The sequence below is a fragment of the Flavivirga amylovorans genome, assembly GCF_030540875.1.
Taxonomy (GTDB): Bacteria; Bacteroidota; Bacteroidia; order Flavobacteriales; family Flavobacteriaceae; genus Flavivirga; species Flavivirga amylovorans.
In genome coordinates this window covers 142,240-163,161 of the sequence record NZ_JAUOEM010000006.1, presented here as the reverse complement: position 1 = coordinate 163,161, position 20,922 = coordinate 142,240, and the positions used below count along the sequence as shown (strand labels likewise).

General features: G+C 31.9%; 23 protein-coding genes. 11 read left to right on the top strand and 12 right to left on the bottom strand.

Annotated elements, in window-relative coordinates:
* Positions 1 to 4: 4 nt before the first annotated feature.
* The 5 genes from Q4Q39_RS16760 to kynU form a co-directional block, all read right to left on the bottom strand.
* Positions 5 to 1,447: an aldehyde dehydrogenase gene (locus tag Q4Q39_RS16760; RefSeq protein WP_303283705.1), complete on the bottom strand. Its 1,443-nt coding sequence runs from the start codon at positions 1,445 to 1,447 to the stop codon at positions 5 to 7.
* 27 nt (positions 1,448 to 1,474) lie between these two features.
* Positions 1,475 to 1,795, bottom strand: a complete 321-nt coding sequence (locus Q4Q39_RS16755; protein WP_303283704.1) for a GIY-YIG nuclease family protein — start codon at positions 1,793 to 1,795, stop codon at positions 1,475 to 1,477.
* A gap of 97 nt (positions 1,796 to 1,892) precedes the next feature.
* Positions 1,893 to 2,312, bottom strand: a complete 420-nt coding sequence (locus tag Q4Q39_RS16750; RefSeq protein ID WP_303283703.1) for a RidA family protein — start codon at positions 2,310 to 2,312, stop codon at positions 1,893 to 1,895.
* A gap of 2 nt (positions 2,313 to 2,314) precedes the next feature.
* Complete coding sequence (locus Q4Q39_RS16745; protein ID WP_303283702.1) at positions 2,315 to 3,730, bottom strand: FAD-dependent oxidoreductase; 1,416 nt, start codon at positions 3,728 to 3,730, stop codon at positions 2,315 to 2,317.
* A 380-nt stretch (positions 3,731 to 4,110) separates the two neighbouring features.
* On the bottom strand, positions 4,111 to 5,382 hold the full coding sequence (gene kynU / locus Q4Q39_RS16740; protein ID WP_303283700.1) for a kynureninase: 1,272 nt from the start codon (positions 5,380 to 5,382) through the stop codon (positions 4,111 to 4,113).
* Positions 5,383 to 5,532: 150 nt separating this feature from the next.
* On the opposite strand from kynU, the gene Q4Q39_RS16735 reads away from it, so the two are divergent.
* Both Q4Q39_RS16735 and Q4Q39_RS16730 read left to right on the top strand, forming a co-directional pair.
* Positions 5,533 to 6,303, top strand: coding sequence for an IclR family transcriptional regulator (locus tag Q4Q39_RS16735; RefSeq protein WP_303283699.1), 771 nt, complete (start codon positions 5,533 to 5,535; stop codon positions 6,301 to 6,303).
* A gap of 67 nt (positions 6,304 to 6,370) precedes the next feature.
* Positions 6,371 to 6,799, top strand: coding sequence for a (4Fe-4S)-binding protein (locus Q4Q39_RS16730; protein WP_303283698.1), 429 nt, complete (start codon positions 6,371 to 6,373; stop codon positions 6,797 to 6,799).
* A gap of 380 nt (positions 6,800 to 7,179) precedes the next feature.
* Here Q4Q39_RS16730 and Q4Q39_RS16725 read toward each other — a convergent pair whose 3' ends face one another.
* Entirely contained in the window at positions 7,180 to 7,851 is a 672-nt protein-coding gene (locus Q4Q39_RS16725) for a hypothetical protein (RefSeq protein WP_303283697.1), read from the bottom strand.
* 70 nt (positions 7,852 to 7,921) lie between these two features.
* On the opposite strand from Q4Q39_RS16725, the gene Q4Q39_RS16720 reads away from it, so the two are divergent.
* The 3 genes from Q4Q39_RS16720 to Q4Q39_RS16710 all read left to right on the top strand — a co-directional run bounded on the left by Q4Q39_RS16720 (position 7,922) and on the right by Q4Q39_RS16710 (position 11,139).
* Positions 7,922 to 8,722 carry a class I SAM-dependent methyltransferase gene (locus tag Q4Q39_RS16720; protein ID WP_303283696.1) on the top strand — a complete coding sequence of 267 codons (801 nt, stop codon included), beginning with the start codon at positions 7,922 to 7,924 and terminating at the stop codon, positions 8,720 to 8,722.
* Between the two features lie 321 nt (positions 8,723 to 9,043).
* Positions 9,044 to 9,409 carry a hypothetical protein gene (locus tag Q4Q39_RS16715; RefSeq protein WP_303283695.1) on the top strand — a complete coding sequence of 122 codons (366 nt, stop codon included), beginning with the start codon at positions 9,044 to 9,046 and terminating at the stop codon, positions 9,407 to 9,409.
* A 116-nt stretch (positions 9,410 to 9,525) separates the two neighbouring features.
* Complete coding sequence (locus Q4Q39_RS16710; RefSeq protein WP_303283694.1) at positions 9,526 to 11,139, top strand: SulP family inorganic anion transporter; 1,614 nt, start codon at positions 9,526 to 9,528, stop codon at positions 11,137 to 11,139.
* A gap of 134 nt (positions 11,140 to 11,273) precedes the next feature.
* Here Q4Q39_RS16710 and Q4Q39_RS16705 read toward each other — a convergent pair whose 3' ends face one another.
* The 4 genes from Q4Q39_RS16705 to Q4Q39_RS16690 form a co-directional block, all read right to left on the bottom strand.
* The gene (locus Q4Q39_RS16705; protein ID WP_303283693.1) at positions 11,274 to 11,720 is read right to left on the bottom strand and encodes a HEAT repeat domain-containing protein; all 447 of its coding nucleotides are present in this window, start codon (positions 11,718 to 11,720) and stop codon (positions 11,274 to 11,276) included.
* 148 nt (positions 11,721 to 11,868) lie between these two features.
* Complete coding sequence (locus Q4Q39_RS16700; protein ID WP_303283692.1) at positions 11,869 to 12,339, bottom strand: hypothetical protein; 471 nt, start codon at positions 12,337 to 12,339, stop codon at positions 11,869 to 11,871.
* Positions 12,336 to 12,791, bottom strand: coding sequence for a pantetheine-phosphate adenylyltransferase (gene coaD / locus Q4Q39_RS16695; RefSeq protein ID WP_303283691.1), 456 nt, complete (start codon positions 12,789 to 12,791; stop codon positions 12,336 to 12,338). Before coaD ends, Q4Q39_RS16700 begins: the two co-directional genes overlap by 4 nt.
* 87 nt (positions 12,792 to 12,878) lie before the next feature.
* A complete protein-coding gene (locus Q4Q39_RS16690) occupies positions 12,879 to 13,859 on the bottom strand; it encodes a D-alanine--D-alanine ligase (protein WP_303283690.1) in 981 nt (326 codons plus the stop codon).
* 148 nt (positions 13,860 to 14,007) lie between these two features.
* Here Q4Q39_RS16690 and Q4Q39_RS16685 point away from each other — a divergent pair, with 148 nt between their 5' ends.
* Genes Q4Q39_RS16685 through Q4Q39_RS16665 form a run of 5 tightly spaced genes read left to right on the top strand, consistent with a single transcriptional unit; the run spans position 14,008 to position 17,420 of the window.
* Positions 14,008 to 14,562: a PASTA domain-containing protein gene (locus tag Q4Q39_RS16685; protein ID WP_303283689.1), complete on the top strand. Its 555-nt coding sequence runs from the start codon at positions 14,008 to 14,010 to the stop codon at positions 14,560 to 14,562.
* A 37-nt stretch (positions 14,563 to 14,599) separates the two neighbouring features.
* A complete protein-coding gene (locus tag Q4Q39_RS16680; protein WP_303283688.1) occupies positions 14,600 to 15,631 on the top strand; it encodes an RluA family pseudouridine synthase in 1,032 nt (343 codons plus the stop codon).
* Positions 15,612 to 15,911 carry a hypothetical protein gene (locus tag Q4Q39_RS16675; protein WP_303283687.1) on the top strand — a complete coding sequence of 100 codons (300 nt, stop codon included), beginning with the start codon at positions 15,612 to 15,614 and terminating at the stop codon, positions 15,909 to 15,911. The genes Q4Q39_RS16680 and Q4Q39_RS16675 overlap by 20 nt, the downstream gene beginning before the upstream one ends.
* A 26-nt stretch (positions 15,912 to 15,937) precedes the next feature.
* The gene (yaaA, locus tag Q4Q39_RS16670) at positions 15,938 to 16,696 is read left to right on the top strand and encodes a peroxide stress protein YaaA (RefSeq protein WP_303283686.1); all 759 of its coding nucleotides are present in this window, start codon (positions 15,938 to 15,940) and stop codon (positions 16,694 to 16,696) included.
* 1 nt (position 16,697) lies between these two features.
* The gene (locus Q4Q39_RS16665; RefSeq protein WP_303283685.1) at positions 16,698 to 17,420 is read left to right on the top strand and encodes a hypothetical protein; all 723 of its coding nucleotides are present in this window, start codon (positions 16,698 to 16,700) and stop codon (positions 17,418 to 17,420) included.
* 152 nt (positions 17,421 to 17,572) lie between these two features.
* Here the strand turns inward: Q4Q39_RS16665 and Q4Q39_RS16660 are convergent, their stop codons facing one another.
* Together Q4Q39_RS16660 and Q4Q39_RS16655 are read right to left on the bottom strand one after the other, a co-directional pair.
* Entirely contained in the window at positions 17,573 to 19,081 is a 1,509-nt protein-coding gene (locus Q4Q39_RS16660) for an eCIS core domain-containing protein (RefSeq protein WP_303283684.1), read from the bottom strand.
* Between the two features lie 331 nt (positions 19,082 to 19,412).
* Positions 19,413 to 20,045, bottom strand: coding sequence for a LysE family translocator (locus Q4Q39_RS16655; RefSeq protein WP_303283683.1), 633 nt, complete (start codon positions 20,043 to 20,045; stop codon positions 19,413 to 19,415).
* Between the two features lie 196 nt (positions 20,046 to 20,241).
* Here Q4Q39_RS16655 and Q4Q39_RS16650 point away from each other — a divergent pair, with 196 nt between their 5' ends.
* Positions 20,242 to 20,922: a uracil-DNA glycosylase family protein gene (locus Q4Q39_RS16650; RefSeq protein ID WP_303283887.1), complete on the top strand. Its 681-nt coding sequence runs from the start codon at positions 20,242 to 20,244 to the stop codon at positions 20,920 to 20,922.

Below are 20,922 nucleotides of genomic sequence, written 5' to 3'. Positions count from 1 at the left end.
AATGCTAATACTTTATACATACGTTTTTAGCTTCAGTGAAAAAACGGAATGCTTCAAAACCACCTTCTCTTCCAACACCAGAAGCTTTAACGCCTCCAAAAGGTGTTCGTAAGTCGCGCAACATCCATGTATTTACCCAAATAATACCAGCATGTAATTGATTACTCATTCTCATGGTACGCTTTAAGTTATTTGTCCATAATGTAGCTGATAGGCCATATTTGACTTTATTAGCCATTTGCAAAACGTGATCTTCAGTATTAAAAGGCATGATTGTTACTATAGGACCAAAAATTTCTTCTTGATTTACTCTGCATTCGTCTGTTGTTACTTCAATAATAGTAGGTTCTATATAATAACCATCTTCGTAACCAGCAATAGTAACTTTATTGCCTCCATAAAGAATGGTTCCGTCTTCTTCTTTTGCAATGTCAATGTATTGCATAACCTTTTCCAGATGAGGTTTAGAAACTAAAGCACCTATATTGGTATCTTCCTTTGAAGGATGTCCAACTTTAAGTTGTTTGACTTTTTTAACAAAATCAGTTTTAAACTTCTCGTAAATAGTTGCTTCAACAAAAATGCGACTTCCACATAAACAAATTTGACCTTGATTAGCAAACGATGAACGCACCGTAGTCTCTAACATATCATTATAATTGCAATCTGCAAAAATGATATTTGGATTCTTACCACCCAATTCCAGTGACAATTTCTTAAACATGGGTGCGGCTACTCTCGCAATATGTGCACCCGTTTCCGTACCACCTGTAAACGAAATGGCTTTAATGTCTGGGTGTTCTATAATGGCTTGGCCTGTTGTGGAGCCTAAACCATGAACAATGTTTAAAACACCTCTGGGCAAGCCTGCTTCGGTACAAATTTCTCCTAATAAATAAGCTGTCATAGGCGTTATTTCACTTGGTTTGGCAACTACACAATTTCCTGCAGCAATAGCAGGAGCTATTTTCCAGGTAAAGAGATAGAGAGGGAGGTTCCATGGAGAAATACAGCCTACTACACCTATGGGTTGATGTAATGTATAATTTATAGCATCTTGCCCAATACTTTCATGACTTTCGCTAGCGAATTGTGTAATAGCATTCCCAAAAAAACGGAAGTTACTTGCTGCTCTTGGTATATCGATAGTTTTTGCTAAACTAACAGGTTTACCATTGTCTTTACTTTCAGCTTCTGCAAAGCGTTGCAAATTAGCTTCTAGTAATTCTGAAATCTTAATTAAAATTCTACTTCGTTCTTCTAGAGTGGTTTCCGACCAACTTGGAAAAGCAGATTTTGCAGCGATATATGCGTTTTCTACATCGGCTTTTGAAGCGTTTGGTATTTGTCCGTAAACTTTACCATTAGCAGGACAATAGTTGTCTATCCAAACGTTTGATGATGGATTAAGAAATTGACCGTTTATGTAGTTTTTGATTTTATTCATTTTGTCTGGTCGAGCGCAGTCGAGACCTCAATTGTTTTCTGGATTATAATTTGAATGTGTTGCATTTCTACATTCAGCTAAAATTTGTAACATATCGAAATTTTCGTTAGCTAAAGCTAACTTTTTCTTTGCACTCCAATTTTTAATTTTCTTTTCAAAATAGATAGCTTGATTAATATCATTAAAATTTTGATTAAAAATCAATTCTAAAGGTCTTCTTTTAAAAGTGAAACAACTTTTATTCAAGCCCTTTTGATGTTCTTCAAAACGTCTTGAAATATTATTTGTAACTCCAGTGTAAGTGAGTCCATCAGAACATTTTATGATATATACATAATACGTTTTCATTATAAACCTCTCGACTGCGCTCGAGGGGACATTTGATTAATTTTTATAATTATCATTTTCTAACATTTTACAGACTATCATCTAATGAAGGTTCTAGTCAATGATTAGGTTTTAATTTCTTATAAGCCATAACCTTAATCTCCACAACCAAATCAGGATGTGGTAATTGGTGTACTGCAACAGTGGTTCGTGTAGGCCCGGTTTCAACATCAAAGAATTCCGCATAGGTTTTATTATAACCAGAAAAATCATTCATGTTTACTAGAAAAGATGTCACATCAACCACATCTTTTAAAGTAGCACCTTCTTTAGCTAAATTCTTTTCTATGTTTTTTAAAACCTCACGGGTTTGTACTTCAATGTTTAAATGTTTCGTGCCCATGTCGTCAATAATATCGACCCCAGCAATTGTATTATCTGCTCTGCGAGAACTTGTTCCAGATACAAATATAAAATCACTAACACGTTTTGTATGTGGATAAGCGCCTCTTGGTGTTACGTTTTTGTTTTCACTCATAATCATTTTTTTAATGCAGCAATTTTATCGTCTTCAAGAATATCATTGGTTTCTTGTTGAATTCTTTTTAAGGTCTGCTTTAATTCATCTTTTGTCATATCAAGCACAGTCGGGATATCCTTATTTGCGATCATGTTTAAAATGGCCTTGTCTTGTGCGCGTCCTCTTGTCATGGCTCCATGGTAACCCATGTTTTCATTAAAAGTAACCAAAGAGTATTTTGATGAATACGCGTCTGGAAAATGTTGTTCTAAAGCCATTTCTAATTTACGCTTTTCCTGAAATATAGGATTGGCAACGTGATCTTTCATTTCATGAAAGTTATCTATGGCCAAATCTGCAATAGCATCGGTATCTTTTTTACGAGTGGCTTCATAGGATTTAAATACAGTTTCCCAGTTTTCTAAATTCTGATCTAAAACAGCATCGAACTCTACAACATCTTCAAAAGAGGCATTCATGCCTTGTCCATAAAATGGTACAATGGCATGTGCAGAATCACCCATTAATAGTGTATTGCCTTTATAATGCCAAGGAGAGCATTTTACGGTCCCTAATGGCGCTGTTGGGTTATTAAAAAAGTCTTCAGTGAGATTAGGCATTAGTTCTAAAGCATCAGGGAATTCTTTTTGAAAAAACTCTGATACCATTTCTGGGGTTGTTAAATTATTGAAATTGTATGTGCCTTCATCATAACCTAAAAATAAGGTAACTGTAAAACTACCATCTAAATTTGGTAGGGCAATGAGCATAAAAGAACCACGAGGCCATATGTGTAATGCATTTTTATAAGTTTTATAATCACCAGTTTTGGTTGGTAGAATACTTAGTTCTTTATAACCATGTGTTAAATAGTCCTGTGAAAAGCTGAATAGGAATTTTTTAGATAAATAGTAGCTTTTTCGTAATGCAGAGCCTGCGCCATCTGTGGCAATAATGACATCGGCATCTTCTATGAATTCTGATTTTGTTTCGTAATCTTTAAATAATGCTGTTGTTTTCGTGAAATCTACTGATTTGCATTTTTTGTTGAAATAGATAGAAACATTTTCGTGTTTTTCAGCTTCGTCTAAAAGCAATGCGTTGAGTCCGCCGCGAGAAACGGAATTGATATATTCATGGCTACGTCCGCTATAATTTGATAAAAAAGTATCACCTGCTTTATTATGAATCATACGCCCGTTCATAGGAATACAAAGGGCTTTTACTTTCTCTTCAATACCAACTAGTTCCATGGCTTTATTGCCACGGTCTGAAAACGCTAAATTTATGGAACGTCCTGCACTAATATCTACTTTACGTAAGTCTGGACGCATCTCGTAAACCGATACATTATAACCTCTTTGACCTAAGCGTAAAGCTAAAAGAGAACCACAAAGCCCAGCACCTATAATGAGTATGTTTTGTTTTGTTTTCATAGTTTCATTCTCGCCTTACGTTACGATACTAACTTAAGATGCTTTTTATTTGTTGAATTTCATTGAGAGTGATTTTGAAATCATGTAACTCAATATATTCTTTTTTTTGTTTACTATTATAAAATTCGATTCTATTTTTCATAGAATTGAAACTAACTTTAAAGTTATAATTATATGATATATTCTTTATAACTTTATTTCTAATAATATATAGTATCCTAATTTTTGTAATTATTAAATAATCAAATTTTTTACGTTTTAAAAAATATAAAACCCCTAAAAGTGATTTGTTTGAGGTTACCAATAGGTCTAAAAAACGATATTCGGATACTTTTTTTATCATTAATGTTTTATTCTTTTTAGACAAGATTTACTCTATTTCAGTTTTTCTTATTTAAAATATCTTTTAATTTATCAACCATGTGATAAACGTCTTGAAATGAATTATAAAGTGGCGTAGGAGCACAACGAATAACATCGGGTTCTCTCCAGTCACTTATTACTCCTGCTTCTGTTAATTTATTGTGTAATGCTTTGTCTGCATTTAAAACTTGTATGGATAGTTGACAACCACGTTCATTTGAATTGACAGGTGTTATTATTTTAATAGTATCTTCTCCTAATTGCTTTAGCAAAAACTCAAAGTAACCTGTTAGTTTTTTAGATTTTTCTGTTAATTTTTTTATGCCTACTTCATTAAAAATATCTAAAGATGCTTTAATAGCTGCCATTGATAATATAGGAGGGTTACTAAGCTGCCACCCTTCTGCTCCTGGAAGCACATCAAATTCATGACGCATGTTAAAACGAGTTTTCTTATTATGACTCCACCAACCTGTAAAACGATTTAAGTCTTTGTTATATGCGTGTCTTTCATGTATAAAACAACCAGCTAGACTTCCTGGACCAGAATTTAAATACTTGTAAGTACACCAAACGGCAAAATCTGCTCCAGAATCATGTAGATTAAGTTCTACATTTCCAGCACCATGAGCACAATCAAATCCAACCATACAATTATACTTGTGTCCAAGTTCTGTAATGCGTTTTAAATTGAAATATTGCCCTGTATAATAGTTTACACCACCAATCATTATTAATGCCACTTCGTTACCATGCTTTTCTAGAATAGTTTCTAGATCTTCATAACGTAGAAGTTCTTCATTTTTTCTTGGTTTCCAAAGAATTAGTCCGTCTGCTTCATCAAAACCATGATGTCGTAATTGAGATTCTACAGCATATTTGTCAGATGGAAAAGCATCACTTTCAATAATTATTTTATAACGCGTTTTTGTTGGCTTATAAAAAGAGACCATCATAAAGTGCAGATTAGCTGTTAACGTATTCATGGTAACTACTTCAATAGGTTTTGCACCAACCACATTTGCCATGCTTTCTGTTAAAAATTCATGATAAGCTAACCAAGGATTTTTTGCTTCAGTATGTCCTTCTACACCTAAATTAGCCCAATCTTCCAGTTCTTGGTTTATATATGCTTTTGTTTGTTTTGGTTGAAGCCCAAGCGAGTTTCCTGTCATATAAATCAGTTCATTCCCGTTTTTGTCTTTAGGAATATGAAATTGATTGCGATACATAGAAAGCTCGTCCAACTCATCTTGTTGTTTTGCGTAATCTAAGGTTGCTTTATGCATTTTAAAGCTTAGGGTTTAATGTTGATTATGATGCTGTTAATGAAAAAATGTTTCACAATACGAAACACTGTTTCAAAAATAATACTTATTTTTGAATAACAAAACTATTTTGTCTTTCAAAACAAAATAAATTTTAATTAATACGCTTATATGGAGGAGGTTAATAAAGATTTAAATTTATCTGTTATAAAAGCATTTAAGCTTTTAGAGGTGTATTTAGATAATAAACAAGAGTGGGGTGTACGTGAGTTGGCAAAAAAAACAGGTTATAATAAGACGACGACCTATCGTTTATTAAGCACATTAGAATCTTTGGATATTGTACAAAAGAATGATGATGATAAATATATTTTAGGACTTAAATTGTTCGAACTGGGAAATTTAGTTTCTGTACATAAATCATTAAGAACCTTTTCTAGAATTCCTTTAGAGAATATAGCTAAGGATATTAAAGAAACAGTACATTTCGGAATATTGAGAAATAATCAAGTATTGTATTTAAATAAGGCAGAAAGTGAACAGGGGTTGAAGGTTAGTACACAAATAGGGTCGTATCAAAAAGCATATTGTACGGCTTTAGGGAAAGTGCTTTTGGCGTTTTCGTCTGCAAATTTAATATCAGATTATTTGAAACATGTCAAACTAGAAGCGTTTACTACAAATACCATTATTACTTCTAAGAATTTATTGGTTGAACTGGAACAGATAAAAACAAAAGGATATGCATTAGATATGGAAGAGCTTGAATTAGGTCTTATTTGTATAGCTATACCTGTATTTAATAAAAATAAAGAAGTTGTTGCAGGTATTAGTGTTTCAGGGCCATCAAGCAGGTTTAAGTCTGAGAATATAGCCTCTTATTTATCTATAATAAAAAAAGGGGCTATGGAAATAGAGAGGCATTTGCATGATTATAATTAAACCAAACGAGTTATCATAAATATTTAAAAAGACCATTATTTTGTACCTTTAGTAAAAAACAGACATTATGGGTAAAATAAAGGAATATTCAAACGGAGAAACTACAGTTGTTTGGGAAGCTGAAAAATGTATACATTCGGCAATTTGTGCTAAAGGTTTACCTGAAGTCTTTCAGCCAAGAGACCGACCATGGATTAAAATAGATGCTGCTTCTACAGATGTTATTATAGATCAAGTTAAACAGTGTCCTTCTGGGGCATTGCGTTATTATATGAATGCTGAGGTTGATAAAGATGATAAAGCAGAAGAATCTTTTGAGACAAAAGTTGAGGTTTTAAAAAATGGGCCGTTATTGATTTACGGTACATTGAAAGTAACTTATAAAGATGGAAATCAAGAAACTAAAAATAAAACTACGGCCTTTTGTAGATGTGGTGCTTCGGCAAACAAACCTTTTTGTGATGGTGCTCATGTAGCTAATGAGTTTAAAGATTAAAAAAAGAATAAATTAAAAGAAAAAGCACTTCAACCATTGACTGAAGCGCTTTGAATATATATAGGCGCAAATGCGGAAAATTCTATATTATACTTTATATACGGATTTAGTCGTAGTTTAGATGTTTACATTACAGAGGAAATAAAGAATTTTGCCAAAATTTTGTTATTTAGATTTCATTTTAACTTTTTGAGATACAAATAATCAGTGAACTCATTTAGACTTTTTCAATTTGCTAAAAAATTCCTGTTTTCTACTCTGTTTTTGTCTTTTTTTCCTTCCGTAACTCTGCTATGTAACTCAATCCCGCATTTGCGGGACAACACAGCCAAAAACTTCTAATTTTCGCTTAAATCCTAAAAGTCTAAATGAGTTCAGTTTTAATCAACTTCAATTTTTATATTAGTGAAGTTAAGATTCCAATTAGCATCTGCTTTTTTGTGATCTAAAGCAATCTTAATACCATTATAATCTTGATAGTTTTCAAAAGTAGTAATCATAGATGGTTCATTAGAATTTCCTTCTCTAAAAATCCATTCTTTAATTAAAAAATCATCTCCATAATAGATGTCATAGGCATCGCCAGGCGTATAACCACCTTTATTAGAATAGGTTAATGTGATTTTATTTATCTCTGTTTTACTAATTGGTGAGATTTCCTTTGTTGGTACAGAAATATTTAAGCCCTCATCCCAAACCAATTGAAATGGGACCAATAACCAGAATTTGTCGTTTATAAACCCGCTATCTGTTTTTGTTAGAGTTGAATCAATTTTAGTTCTATTATAACTAATTGTGTCATTTTTACTTGTTGCTATAACATCATTTGTTTTCGGTTTCCAGATCCAGGTTCTTTCAAAATGGATGCTGTCTTTGTCTACATTAAAAGTGAAATTGATACTAGTAACATGTTTCCAGTTTTCAAAACCATGCGCATTTGCTATTTTTTCGGCAATAGTTAATGGTTTAGTTTCTATTGCTTTTTCTTGTTTTTGCTTACAAGAAGAAACGCTTACAGATATGATAAGTGCTATAAGGATAAATTTTTTCATAATCGAAATTTTTGGTAAAGATATAGAACATTCAACAAGATGTTTTATCTTGAAGAATTAAATTTATACAATGAAAACTAACGATATTTATTTTAATACAAACAAGGCTACTTGGAATGATAAAGTAAAAGTACATGCAAAAAGTGATATGTACGATTTAGAGAACTTTAAAAAAGGTAAATCTTCTTTAATGTCTTATGAATTAGATGCTTTGGGGCATGTAAAAGGTAAATCGCTTTTACATTTACAATGCCATTTTGGACAGGATACATTAAGTTTGAGTAGGTTAGGTGCTAAATGTACTGGTGTCGATTTAAGTGATGAAGGTATTGCATTAGCGCAGCGTTTAAATGAGGAACTAAACTTAGACGCTGAATTTGTTTGTTGCAATGTTTTAAATACGTCAGAGTTTATAAAAGATACATTTGATATTGTTTATACGAGTTATGGCGTGATTGGTTGGTTACCTGACTTAAAACCTTGGGGACAAATGATTGCTGAACGCTTAAAACTGGGAGGGACATTTTTTATGGCTGAATTTCATCCCATTGTTTGGATGTTTGATTATCTAGGTAATACGCCAGTAATGAAATATGGTTATATGCAAGCCGATGTGATTTATGAAGAATATGAAGGTACTTACGCTAATCAAGAATCAAAAATGGTTAGTAAGGAATATGGGTGGAATCATGGTTTGGGCGAGGTCGTTTCTGCTTTAACTGAAGCTGGCTTGCATATTGAGTATTTAAAAGAATATGATGAGAGCCCCTATAATGTTTTATCAGATTTAGAGGAAACGGAATCAGGAATGTATGTAACAAAAGATAAATTGTACCCATTAATTTTTACGTTGAAAGCTGTTAAATTGTAGATTGTAAATGTTTTGCAGAAACTGAATGGTTTGTTGGTACGTAGCGGTTTCTAATCCTTTCGATTTTTCGAAATGTGTCTCAAAATTAGGTACCGATTTTTTATTTGAATTTGTGCAAGAAATACATAAAATCAGGAAGATAAAAACTAGCCTCATGTAGTAATAGGTATGTTATTAATTTGTAAATATATTTTTAAAAAATCTAAAATTAGAAAAAAATAACTAACTTAGTCTTGTAGGTAATATCTTCCATGCTAACCATGTGGCAGTTTTTTTTGAAGTTGTTTATGATTTTATTAATCTCTCAAAAAAGGGTTTTATATGAAAAGTTATGAATTATCTTTTGGTACTATCTTTATTATAAGAAACAATTTGGCAGAAGTAATTGCTAAAGAAGCCATACTCATGGACGAAATAAAAGTTGTAGAGCTTCATGACTTTTTGTTAGATAATTTAGAACCCCCTTTTTCGCTATTGGTAAACAAAAAACATTCTTATAGTTATACATTTCAAGCCCAAAGAAAAATTGCTCATTTAAAAGGACTCCATGCATTAGCTATTGTTATTGGTACCAGTGGAGCATTAATGTCTACCGAAACATTACTAAATGTTAATGGAAATATTTATAAAAATATTCAAGTATTTCAAGATAGAGAAAAAGCGTTAGTGTGGCTGAATAACAATTAGATTGCTGTATATTAGTGTGTTACTCAATCGTTTTAGTGTAATTCCTTATCAAAATGAAGATTACTTATTGCTTCTCTGTATTTTAAGTGTAAATTTGCACCTTCAAAAAATAAGCCATGACAGAATTTATCAGAAAGCGTACAGCGAATGCCAAAAACGATGTTTTAAGTGGAATAACGGTAGCTTTGGCTTTAGTGCCAGAGGCTGTAGCTTTTGCATTTGTTGCAGGTGTGGATCCATTAGTTGGGTTATATGCTGCTTTTATGATTGGTTTAATAACATCTATTTTTGGTGGTCGACCAGGGATGATTAGTGGTGCTACAGGAGCTTTAGCTGTCGTTATGGTAAGTTTAGTTGCAGAGGGAAATGCTTTTGGAGCAGAAGGAGAAAACCTTGGTCTTTATTATTTGTTTGCTACGGTTATTTTAATGGGGGGCATACAAATGCTTGCAGGTGTTTTAAAACTTGGAAAATTTGTAAGGTTGATTCCGCATCCAGTTATGATGGGGTTTGTAAATGGCTTAGCTATTGTAATTTTTATTTCACAATTAGGAATGTTCAAGGATGTTAATGGCGATTGGTTTAACGGGTCTCAAATGTGGATTATGTTAGGTCTTGTAGCCTTAACTATGGGGATTATGTTTGGTTTGCCTAAACTAACTAAAAAACTACCAGAAGCTTTAATTGCTATTTTAGTGGTGTCTGCTATTGCTATTTTTGGTGATTTTGATGTGGCAACGGTTGGTAGTTTTATTCGTGATGGAGGTGGTGAAGGTTTAAAAGGTGGCTTACCGCAATTTCAAACAGATATATTTAGTAAAGTGCCATTTAACTGGCAGACTATTAAATTTATTGGCCCTTATGCTTTAATATTAGCAGCCATAGGTTTAATAGAATCTTTAATGACATTGAACCTTGTTGATGAATTAACAGATACTAGAGGAAACACCAACAGAGAATGTTTGGCACAAGGTGGTGCTAACATTATTACTGGATTATTTGGTGGTATGGGAGGCTGTGCCATGATAGGGCAATCACTTATTAATATTAAAGGTGGTGGACGTGGTAGATTGTCTGGTGTTGTCGCAGCATTAATGCTGTTGGTTTTTATTTTATTCGCTTCTGGGCTTATTGAGCAGGTACCAATTGCAGCTTTAGTTGGTGTTATGTTTATGGTTGTAATAGGCACATTTGCCTGGAGTAGTTTTAGAATCTTAAATAAAATTCCAGTTACAGATGTTATAGTTTTAATAGCAGTATCTACATTAACTGTTATTTTCGATTTAGCAATTGCTGTTATTGCAGGTGTTATTATAAGTGCTTTAGTGTTTTCATGGGAAAATGCAAAACGTATTAGAGCTAGAAAACGTATGCGTGAGGATGGTACTAAGGTATACGAAATTTGGGGGCCTTTATTTTTTGGATCTATTATCGCTTTTAATGAAAAGTTTGATATAAAAAATGATCCGCAAGAAGTAGAGGTTGACTTTGTAGAATCAAGAATAAGTGATCATTCTGCGATAGAGGCTATTTTTAATTTAGTTAATAAGTATGAAGCTGAAGGAAAAACAGTAAAACTGAAACATTTAAGCGAAGATTGTAAAATCTTATTATACAAATCTAGTCCAAAATTCAGAGAAGTTATTATTGAAGATATTGATGATCCGCGTTACCACTTAGCAGAAAACCCTGAGGCTTTTACCAAAGGGCTTTCAGAATATAAGTTGTAAGCTTGTTAAAAGTTAAAAGTTTTTTTTTGCTAAGAACTAAGAACTAAGAACTAAGAACTAAGAACTAAGAACTAAGAACTAAGAACTAAGAACTAAGAACTAAGAACTAAGAACTAAGAACTAAGAACTAAGAACTACCGCATAGGTCTTTTGAGTTGTTCTTTCACACGATCAAAAGATTTTTTACTGGCACGTTCCCATCTATAAATGGTATACTTTTTTCCTTTATTGGCTTCGAGCTTAGCGTCTTTTTCACGTTTACTTTTAACCCAATTAAACCTTTTTTTAATAATTGTAGTTTCTAATTCATCATCGCAACCAATCGTTTCAAGAGCATTTAAAGCTGCTATTGATACATTATGTACATTATCATTAATGGCTTTAAAAAGTATTGGAATCGAAGATGTATACCCTGTTTCACCTAGAGCTTCTGCGGCTAATTTTCTAGTTTTATAATTGCCATGTTCTAATGCATACTCTATTCTTTTAACCCGTTTTGTTGATACCCATATTTGAATATCTCTTTCAGAAGGCTGAATAAGTTTTAATTTAATAAGTATGTATTTGATACCTTGGATCATGACCTGTTAGAACATATTATTTACTTATTAGTATATAATAAGTGAAATTTGTTACTAATAAACAGTTGTTTTAGTCCTTTTTATACATTAATGGAATTGCTGCTATGTTATAAAGAAGCCAATAGAAATAGAATGATAATTTAGTTAATTATAACGTTCTGGATTGGCCATTTAAGAATTTCCAGCCATCTTTACGTTTAATTAGTGTTCCTGATTCAATTATTTTAAACATCATAGGATTATGATCAGTGTCAACTTGTACACATTTTATAATGCCCGAGTAATTCGCTATTTCATTTGTTAATGGAACTATTTTTATGCTTTCCCAAGAAAATTCAATAAAATTAACGATTTTAGAATTTTCGATTAATATCTTCTTTACAGTATCATAGTCTAATGTTTCCTTATACCCAGGAGGTACCCAGAAAAAATCGGAAGAAGCATCTAAATATTTAAACTCACTTTCTAAGCCATTTTTTGTAATGTCATTGTGATAGTTTTTAAACATCTCTTTAATTTCAAGAGTGATAATTTCTTTACTCTCGTCGTTTAAGTTTTTTTGACTGTAGCTATTGAAAATAACTATAAAAAATAAACTAGTTGTCCAGATTAGTTTCATTTAATTTTTACGCTTTTAGGTACGAGTTTTGTGTAATCTCCATTATTCCTTATAACATCTCTAACAATAGATGATGCAATATATGATGTGTCTGCCGATGTTAAAAGGAACACAGTTTCAATAGGTGCTAAGTCTCGGTTGGTATGAGCAATAGCCTTTTCAAATTCAAAATCTGCTGGATTACGGAGTCCACGTAAAATAAATTCTACATCAATTTCCTTACAAAAATCTACTGTTAACCCTTTATAGGTAACAACTTTTATTCTTGGTTCGTCAGCAAAAGTTTCTTCAATAAATTGTTTACGCTCTTCTAATGAGAACATATATTTTTTATCGGCATTTACGCCTATGGCCACAATTACTTCATCAAAAAGAGTAACACCACGTTTTATAATATCATAATGTCCCAATGTAATAGGATCAAAAGATCCAGGGAATATGGCTCGTTTCATGTTCTTAAAAATACAAATTTTATTTTACCTGTAGTAAATTTATTATCGTTTAATTGAGGTTGTGGTAAATGTTTGATTTGTTATTAGTTATGATTGTTTTAAAGCTTCTGTGATAGCATTATCGAATAGTTCGACTAACGGAATACCAGCAGCTGCAGCTTGTTGCGGTAAAATACTTTCTTTGGTTAGTCCAGGAATAGTATTCATTTCCAACAAATGCGGTTCACCATCTTTAAAAATAAATTCAGTACGAGAGAAGCCTTTCATTTTTAAAACTTCATAGATCTTTTTGGCAAGGAAAGTTACTTTATCTTCTTCTTCTTTATTTAATCTTGCAGGTGTTATCTCTTGAGATTTACCCAAATACTTAGCTTCATAATCGAAAAAATCGTTTTCACTCACAATTTCAGTAATAGGTAATACCTTAGTTTCTCCTTTATAAGTAATAACTCCAACAGATACTTCAATGCCATCTAAAAAGGATTCAATAATAATTTCATCATCTTCTTTAAAAGCAACATCTATAGCATGTTGTAAATCTTCCTTTTTATGTACTTTGGTAATTCCAAAACTACTTCCTGCTTTATTCGCTTTAACAAAACACGGTAAATTTACTTTCTTAATAATATCGTCTTCATTAATTGTATCTCCTGAGTTTAAATAAAAAGATGTTGCCGTTTTAATACCATAAGCTTTTAAAACACTTAAACAATCGCGTTTATTAAATGTTAATGCAGCTTGATACATGTCACAACTTGTATGAGGTATATTAAGTAACTCAAAATACCCTTGAATAAATCCATCTTCGCCAGGAGACCCATGAATAGCATTGAATACACAATCGAAAGTAATTACACGATTGGCAACCCGAACAGAAAAATTATCTTTATTTACAGGGAATTCAACATTGTTCGCATCTACATAAACCCATTTGTCTTTAAAAACATGAATACGATATGCATTATATTTTGTAGTATCCAGTGTTTCATAAACAACATTTCCGCTTTTCAAAGAGATTTTATATTCACTTGAAAAGCCTCCCATAATTATGGCAATATTTTTTTTCATTGATGTTTGAGTAAATTAATCCATCTAAAAACAGATAATAAAACGTATCTATTATTAAGATAATATCCATCAAGCTAAAATATCATATATATTGCAAAAGAAAAAACAGTTCTGTTTTTATATATTTGCCTTATCGAAAAAATAATAAATGAGTCTAATTAAATTTATTACCAGTAAAACATTCTTAAAACAAGTTCTATTAGCACTAGTTGCTGTATTTGTATTATGCTTTATAATGCTTCAATGGTTAAAGTCTTCAACAAATCATGGTGATTTTGAGACGGTTCCTAATTTAACAGGTAAATCCATAAGTGTAGCGAATATTGAATTAAAAGAGAATAAGTTGGTGATGCAAATTCAAGACTCAGCAAATTTTAATCCAGATTACCCTAAGTTTTCGGTTATCGAACAAGAGCCGCCAGCAGGAACGAAGGTTAAGGAGAATAGGAAAATATATTTAACACTTAATCCATCAGGATATAGAAAAATACAAGTTCCAAACTTAAAAGAGCGTACTTTTAGACAAGCAAAACCAATGTTAGAAGCCTTAGGGTTTCAAGTGGGTAAAATAATTTACGAGAACAATATTGGTAAAGACCTTGTTCTTAAAATGCGTCATAAAGGAAAAACCATTAAAGAAGGGGACAAGCTTGCTAAGACTTCAAAAATAGATTTAGTTTTAGGTAACGGCGAGAGACCTTAAAATTAGACTACTTATTAATATCTGATTTTTACTGTAAATGGACGATTATACACCACAATTGCCTGAAGAAGATAGTCTTTACGAGCATTACGCTTTTACCGTTGATAAAGGGCAGACGCCTTTACGTATAGATAAATATTTAATGAATTTTGTAGAAAATGCTACCAGAAATAAAATTCAGGCAGCAGCAAAAAACGGAAGTATTTTTGTTAATGATGAAACTGTAAAGTCTAGTTATAAAGTAAAACCTTTAGACAAAATTCGAGTCTTATTTACCCACCCACCACACGAGAACTTATTAGTAGGTGAAGATATTCCTATAGATGTAGTTTATGAAGATGATGAGCTTTTGGTAGTTAATAAGCCAGCAGGTATGGTCGTGCATCCAGGTCATGGGAATTATTCAGGAACACTTATAAACGCTTTGATTCATAGGTTTGATAACTTACCTAATAATTCTAGTAAACGACCAGGATTAGTACACAGAATAGATAAAGATACCAGTGGACTTTTGGTTGTTGCTAAAACCGAAAAGGCGATGGCTCATTTATCGTTGCAATTTGCTAAAAAAACTAGTGAGCGTGAGTATGTCGCTATTGTTTGGGGACATATAGATGAGGAAGAAGGCACTGTTGAAGGTAATATTGGTCGTCATCCTAAAAACCGACTGCAAAACACGGTCTTTTTAGATGATGAAGCCGATAAGGGGAAACCAGCTGTAACCCATTATAAAGTTTTAGAACGCTTAGGATATGTTACTTTAGTATCCTGTAAACTTGAAACCGGACGTACACACCAAATACGTGTACATATGAAACACATTGGTCATACACTTTTTAATGATGAACGTTATGGTGGCGAAAAAATATTAAAAGGAACCACCTTTACTAAATACAAACAGTTTGTAGAGAATTGTTTTAAGGTATTACCACGGCAGGCATTACATGCCAAGACCTTAGGGTTTAAACATCCTAAAACAGGTGAGTTTATGAGGTTTGACACACCAATTCCAAACGATATGCAACAATGCATTGAAAAATGGAAAACTTATGCAAAGCATCAGGAATAAGAGTAGTAGGTTGTTACTATCAATAAGTGAAATAGGTATAGTAGCTACCAACCTTGAGTCTATTTATAATTCAATAAATAACATTAAAAGTATTCCTGTTTTTGATGGAAGCTTAGAACGTTTTTGTGCATTAGGAAATGAAAATGGTTTGTTTATATTAATAAACAAAACTATAAAGACATGGCATCCCACTCAAGAAGAAGCATTTACTTCAAATTTTATTATTAAAGGTGATTATAACTTTAGTTATGAAAATGGAGAAATAAAAGAATTATTGTAATTTAGTTATCTTAAAATACGGTTTTAATGAAATTAGTCTTGTCACCAGCAAAATCCCTTGATTTTGAAAGTCAATTACCAACAACTATAAATACAGAAGCTCAGTTTCTAAAACAGTCTGAACGTTTAAATAAGTTACTTAAAAAGAAATCTGCTAAAAGTTTATCGAAACTCATGCGTATTTCTGACGCTTTAGGTCAGTTAAATTATCAACGTAATCAAGAATGGCAATTGCCTTTTTCAGCAGATAATGCCAGACCAGCTGTTTATGCTTTTAGTGGTGATGTGTATCGTGGCTTAAATGCTTATAATATTCCAGAGGAAAAAATTGCTACGCTACAAAATACGGTTAGAATTATTTCTGGTTTATATGGAGTCTTAAAACCAACCGATTTAATTCAACCTTACCGCTTGGAAATGGGAACTAAATTTCCTGTTGGGAAAAATAAAAACCTTTATGAGTTTTGGAAAAAGCAAATTACTAATGCTTTAAACGAAGAATTAGAAGACGATGAATTATTTTTAAACCTTGCTAGTAATGAGTATTTTAAAGCTATAGATATTAAAACATTAAAAGTGCCAGTGATTACTGCTAATTTTAAAGATTTTAAAAACGGTGAATACAAAATGATTATGACGTTTGCTAAACAGGCTCGTGGTTTTATGGCTCGGTATGTTATTGATACAAACGCTGAAACTCTTGATGATATTAAGGCGTTTAATTATGAAGGCTATAATTTTAGTGAACCTATGTCTACTGAAACAGATTTAGTTTTTATTAGATAGTATGGGGTATTACTTAATTATTGGACTTAAAGTCTATTGCTTTTACCATATTTATAAAAATAGAAATTCTTATTATTGGTTTTTTATAATATTATTTATTCCAATTGTAGGGTGCATTGTTTATTTAATCACTCAAGTTTATAATAAACAAGATGCTGAAAAAATAACAGATGAAATCACTCATATTATCAACCCAACTAAAAAAGTAAGGGATTTAGAAAAACAATTACAGTTCTCAGAATCATATCAAAACAGAGTTAATTTGGCTGATGCTTATTTGGAAATAAAGGATTATAACAATGCAATTTTTCATTATTTAGAAGCTTTAGAAGATAATTCGCAAAGAGACTTTTATGTTATTAAACAATTGATAGAAACATATTTTAATCTTGAAGATTCCGAAAATGTTATTTTACATGTAGAAAAAATAAAAGAACGTCCAGAATTTAAAAAATCAAGAACACAGTTTTTATATGGACTTGCTTTAGAAAGGTTAGGCAAATTAGAAGAAGCTGAAGAAAATTTAAAGCAAATTGATATTCGATATTCCTTTTACGATGAACGCTTAATTTATGCTAAGTTTTTATTAAGCAGAGATAAAAAAGAACAGGCGAAAGAAATCTTAGAAGATGTGCATACTGAGTCGCAACATATGACGAAGCCTAATAAACGTATTTATAGAGCGACTATATTAGAGGTTGAAAAGCTTTTGAGTGATTTTTAAATGTGATTTAACATTTAATAAATTCAGAATTATTTTCTATAGAACATATTTATTTTTTGTTATAGGCTTTATTAATTATTCTTTAAGCCTTTTGTATAAACCAATAATTATAGCTGTTTAATATAAAAAGATAAGGTGCGAGTAAGTTTTGTTTATCCTCTATCTCGACCTAATTCCGTTTCATACAATTTAGCTCTTTTTTTAATTGTTTCTATATTACTTTCAAAAAAAGCTCTTCTTTCTAAGGGTATATTTTCTGAAAAAGAAGCTGCTTGATCTAAAATAGCGATGAATTTTTCATAAACAGCTGGTCCCCTTTCAATAGCATCTTTAGGCTGCCCAGTTAGAGTCATTGGCATTGGCATTTTATTTATCGCTTCCTCTACTACGATGTAATTATGCTCTTTCATAGCCATCGTAAGAACCGTTTCTAAGTGGAGTATCCATAGTCCTAAATCTGAATGATTGCCACCAAACGAATCTGTGGTTTTATTAGTGAAATCTGCTTTATAATTTAAAATTGCTGTTTCGACATCAGGCATTACTGGCGATAATACAGTTACTACTCTCTCAAGTTGACTGGCATCATAAGTAGCTATATTATCTGAATTGTTAGAAATCTCATTTGACATCATTACCCTAGCCCAAGGTAACATATGTAAATTTAGCTCATGAGATATTGTGCCAATTAATGCGGCTCGACTATCTCCTACAGTTTTTGTTGGATCAAATTTTAGGTTGATTTTGCTATCACTTAATTTAGCATTTACCGCAGCAAATGTTTCGGTTTTTATAATATTCAATTCAAATACAGGGTGATATTTTAACCATTGCCACATAGCCATTAAAATAGGACTGGCATCTAGAACGGCTTTAATAACTTCTTTGACTTCTGCATTATCCATTTCCGCACCAAATATCCTTGAAAGCTGAATGGCTTGATTAGATATGTACATATAACTTTCCACCTTAGAATATCCAGGTTGATAAGCTTTTTCCTTGTTATTTATTAAGTTTTGTGATTTTTTTTGGGTAATTACTTCAGAATAATTGTCAATAAGCTGAAAAGCTTTTTCTCCCATAATATCCGCTTCTTTCTCCAGGTTGACATCATCATTTATAAAGGTTTTGCTCTTCATCTGCATGGTAGGCTTTACACGTCCTTGCTTTTGTTGTACTACATGCCAGGCTTCATGAGGTAAATGTTTTTCTTGACCACTAGCCAGATGGATACTTGACCCTTGTGCATACGCATGCGCTTGTAGTTGAGCTGGCTTGTCTGAATTGTAATGTACTTTTACATCATCCATTGAGTAGCCAGAGAGCTTTTCAATGCCAGATTTTAAGTTATCTGGTAGTCCTGTGTTATTAGGCTTTTCTTGAATGGATTGTTGCTTTTGGATAGAAAAATTATCAGCAGAAGCTTGCAATTGCATTATTTGTTTATGCTGAGGGCTATTATTCGCCATTTCTTGAAAAGCTTTTAATTGCATGGCTTGTCCACTATTGTTGGCTAGGTCTTGCAGTTTTCTTTGTGCTATAAAATCAGACCGATTATCTATAAATTGAAGTGTAGATTCACTGTTATTCTCCTTTTGAGAATGATCATTTGAAACCGATTGGGTTTTATTTTCTTGTACTTTGTCAGCGTGAGTATTCATGATTTTCTCATTTTCGGTTTTATTATTACCTATGAAAATTGAATAAAAAAATCTTGTGTTTATTTTCTAAATATACATATAAATGTAGTTCTATTCCTATGAAAAATAATTTATATTGTATGGATATGGTAGATTTTACTAAATAATCTAACAGAATGTTTCCTTATTAAGTATAATAATAGAAATGAAAAGCGGTGTGAAATCCATTAGATATAGATTGAAAATTAGAAAGATTTGAACCTTTACGTTGATTGTGCGATTCTAACTGTAAATGCTATAGTAGTTTTTCAACTAATTTTGAGCTTATAAAACCTGTTTTATAGAACGTATTTTATTTCGCTTTTGTCAGAGCCATTTTAACTGCAAGTCCTGTTAATACTGAAGCCATAAACCATTTCTGAATTCTCAACCAAATTGGTTTTTTCGAGAACCAAGTTGCCATTTTAGCTGCAGATATTACAATCAAAAAGTTTATTGCAAAACTTATAATGATCTGAACTATTCCAAGCTGAAAGCTTTGTACTAAAACAGAACCATATTCTGGTTTAATGAATTGTGGAAAAAATGAAAGATAAAATATGGCCATTTTTGGATTTAAAACATTAGTCAATAATCCAATATTAAAAAGCTTAAGCGGTTTATCTGATTTTAGGTTTTGATCTGCATCAAAAATTTTATTTTTTGATTTAACAGTGCTATAAGCTAAATACAATAAATACCCTACACCAAGAAACTTAACAACTATGAATGCGTATGGAACGGCAAAAAATATGGCTGTAAGCCCAAAAGAAACCATAAGTATGTGAAATAAAAACCCGCACATGATTCCCAAAAGTGAGATGATTCCAGCTTTTTTTCCCTGAGATAATGACCTTGAAATAAGATAAATCATATTGGGACCAGGTGAAAGAACCATAATTAATACAGCTAATCCAAAAAGTAGTAAATCGTTTATAGGTATCATATTTATTTAACTGTTTTTTCGGTTGTGTACTTAAAGGTACATATATTCTTATAAAGTTAATTTGAAATTTTTCAGATATTATTACTTTTAATATACTGTATAACCAAATATGATGAAGAAAGTGAGGTTTGATGTGGAATGATTAAATTTGATTAATATACAATACGAAATGATTTCTCCTTTTACAGGAATAAATATGTTTAAACACAAGCATCCATACGAACCATTTATACAAAAGGATACTAAAAAGCTAATTGTTGGCACGTTGCCACCGCCACGTTTTACAACTGGAGAACTTTTAGAAAAGAATGTAGATTTTTGTTATGGAAGCTACTATAACTCGTTATGGTTATTTATTGATACAATTCATAATTTAAACTTGCGCTACGATAATTCGCAAGAAGCGATTGCCCAACGTAAACAATTTTTAATTAAAAATAAAATAGGCGTTTGCGATATTGTTGAAAGTGCCGAACGTGAAAAAATCGATGCATCCGATTTAGGGATGCAAAATATAAAACTTCGGGACGTAGTCGGGTATTTAAAACAATATCCAAATATTGATACTTTATTATTCACAGGAGGAAACAGTAAAAATGGACCAGAGTATTTTTTTAGAAGGCATATAAGAGATTACAAAATAAAGCTGGAGTTGGTAAGTAATGAGATTCCTAGAATTCATCAGTTTACCATGCCATGCACAGTGCAAGAATTTACAGAACCTAGACGCATCATAAAAACGGTGTCTTTAACCTCAGGATCTGGTGCTGCCAATATTTCAATAAGTAGAATTCCTTTATACAAACAATTAAAAGCTAAAAACCCTAAATTCAATACATTTGATTTCAGGGTTATGCAGTATCGTGAGTTTTTTTGA

Bases quoted from the DNA above. Each gene is read 5' to 3' on its own strand.
- Q4Q39_RS16730 (WP_303283698.1), top strand. From the start codon at position 6,371: ATGGGTAAAATAAAGGAATATTCAAACGGAGAAACTACAGTTGTTTGG.
- Q4Q39_RS16760 (WP_303283705.1), bottom strand. From the start codon at position 1,447: ATGAATAAAATCAAAAACTACATAAACGGTCAATTTCTTAATCCATCA.
- Q4Q39_RS16665 (WP_303283685.1), top strand. From the start codon at position 16,698: ATGGGGTATTACTTAATTATTGGACTTAAAGTCTATTGCTTTTACCAT.
- Q4Q39_RS16710 (WP_303283694.1), top strand. From the start codon at position 9,526: ATGACAGAATTTATCAGAAAGCGTACAGCGAATGCCAAAAACGATGTT.
- Q4Q39_RS16750 (WP_303283703.1), bottom strand. From the start codon at position 2,312: ATGAGTGAAAACAAAAACGTAACACCAAGAGGCGCTTATCCACATACA.
- Q4Q39_RS16715 (WP_303283695.1), top strand. From the start codon at position 9,044: ATGAAAAGTTATGAATTATCTTTTGGTACTATCTTTATTATAAGAAAC.
- Q4Q39_RS16745 (WP_303283702.1), bottom strand. From the start codon at position 3,730: ATGAAAACAAAACAAAACATACTCATTATAGGTGCTGGGCTTTGTGGT.
- Q4Q39_RS16735 (WP_303283699.1), top strand. From the start codon at position 5,533: ATGGAGGAGGTTAATAAAGATTTAAATTTATCTGTTATAAAAGCATTT.
- Q4Q39_RS16680 (WP_303283688.1), top strand. From the start codon at position 14,600: ATGGACGATTATACACCACAATTGCCTGAAGAAGATAGTCTTTACGAG.
- yaaA (WP_303283686.1), top strand. From the start codon at position 15,938: ATGAAATTAGTCTTGTCACCAGCAAAATCCCTTGATTTTGAAAGTCAA.
- kynU (WP_303283700.1), bottom strand. From the start codon at position 5,382: ATGCATAAAGCAACCTTAGATTACGCAAAACAACAAGATGAGTTGGAC.
- Q4Q39_RS16720 (WP_303283696.1), top strand. From the start codon at position 7,922: ATGAAAACTAACGATATTTATTTTAATACAAACAAGGCTACTTGGAAT.
- Q4Q39_RS16700 (WP_303283692.1), bottom strand. From the start codon at position 12,339: ATGAAACTAATCTGGACAACTAGTTTATTTTTTATAGTTATTTTCAAT.
- Q4Q39_RS16655 (WP_303283683.1), bottom strand. From the start codon at position 20,045: ATGATACCTATAAACGATTTACTACTTTTTGGATTAGCTGTATTAATT.
- coaD (WP_303283691.1), bottom strand. From the start codon at position 12,791: ATGAAACGAGCCATATTCCCTGGATCTTTTGATCCTATTACATTGGGA.
- Q4Q39_RS16660 (WP_303283684.1), bottom strand. From the start codon at position 19,081: ATGAATACTCACGCTGACAAAGTACAAGAAAATAAAACCCAATCGGTT.
- Q4Q39_RS16725 (WP_303283697.1), bottom strand. From the start codon at position 7,851: ATGAAAAAATTTATCCTTATAGCACTTATCATATCTGTAAGCGTTTCT.
- Q4Q39_RS16755 (WP_303283704.1), bottom strand. From the start codon at position 1,795: ATGAAAACGTATTATGTATATATCATAAAATGTTCTGATGGACTCACT.
- Q4Q39_RS16650 (WP_303283887.1), top strand. From the start codon at position 20,242: ATGTTTAAACACAAGCATCCATACGAACCATTTATACAAAAGGATACT.
- Q4Q39_RS16685 (WP_303283689.1), top strand. From the start codon at position 14,008: ATGAGTCTAATTAAATTTATTACCAGTAAAACATTCTTAAAACAAGTT.
- Q4Q39_RS16705 (WP_303283693.1), bottom strand. From the start codon at position 11,720: ATGATCCAAGGTATCAAATACATACTTATTAAATTAAAACTTATTCAG.
- Q4Q39_RS16675 (WP_303283687.1), top strand. From the start codon at position 15,612: ATGCAAAGCATCAGGAATAAGAGTAGTAGGTTGTTACTATCAATAAGT.
- Q4Q39_RS16690 (WP_303283690.1), bottom strand. From the start codon at position 13,859: ATGAAAAAAAATATTGCCATAATTATGGGAGGCTTTTCAAGTGAATAT.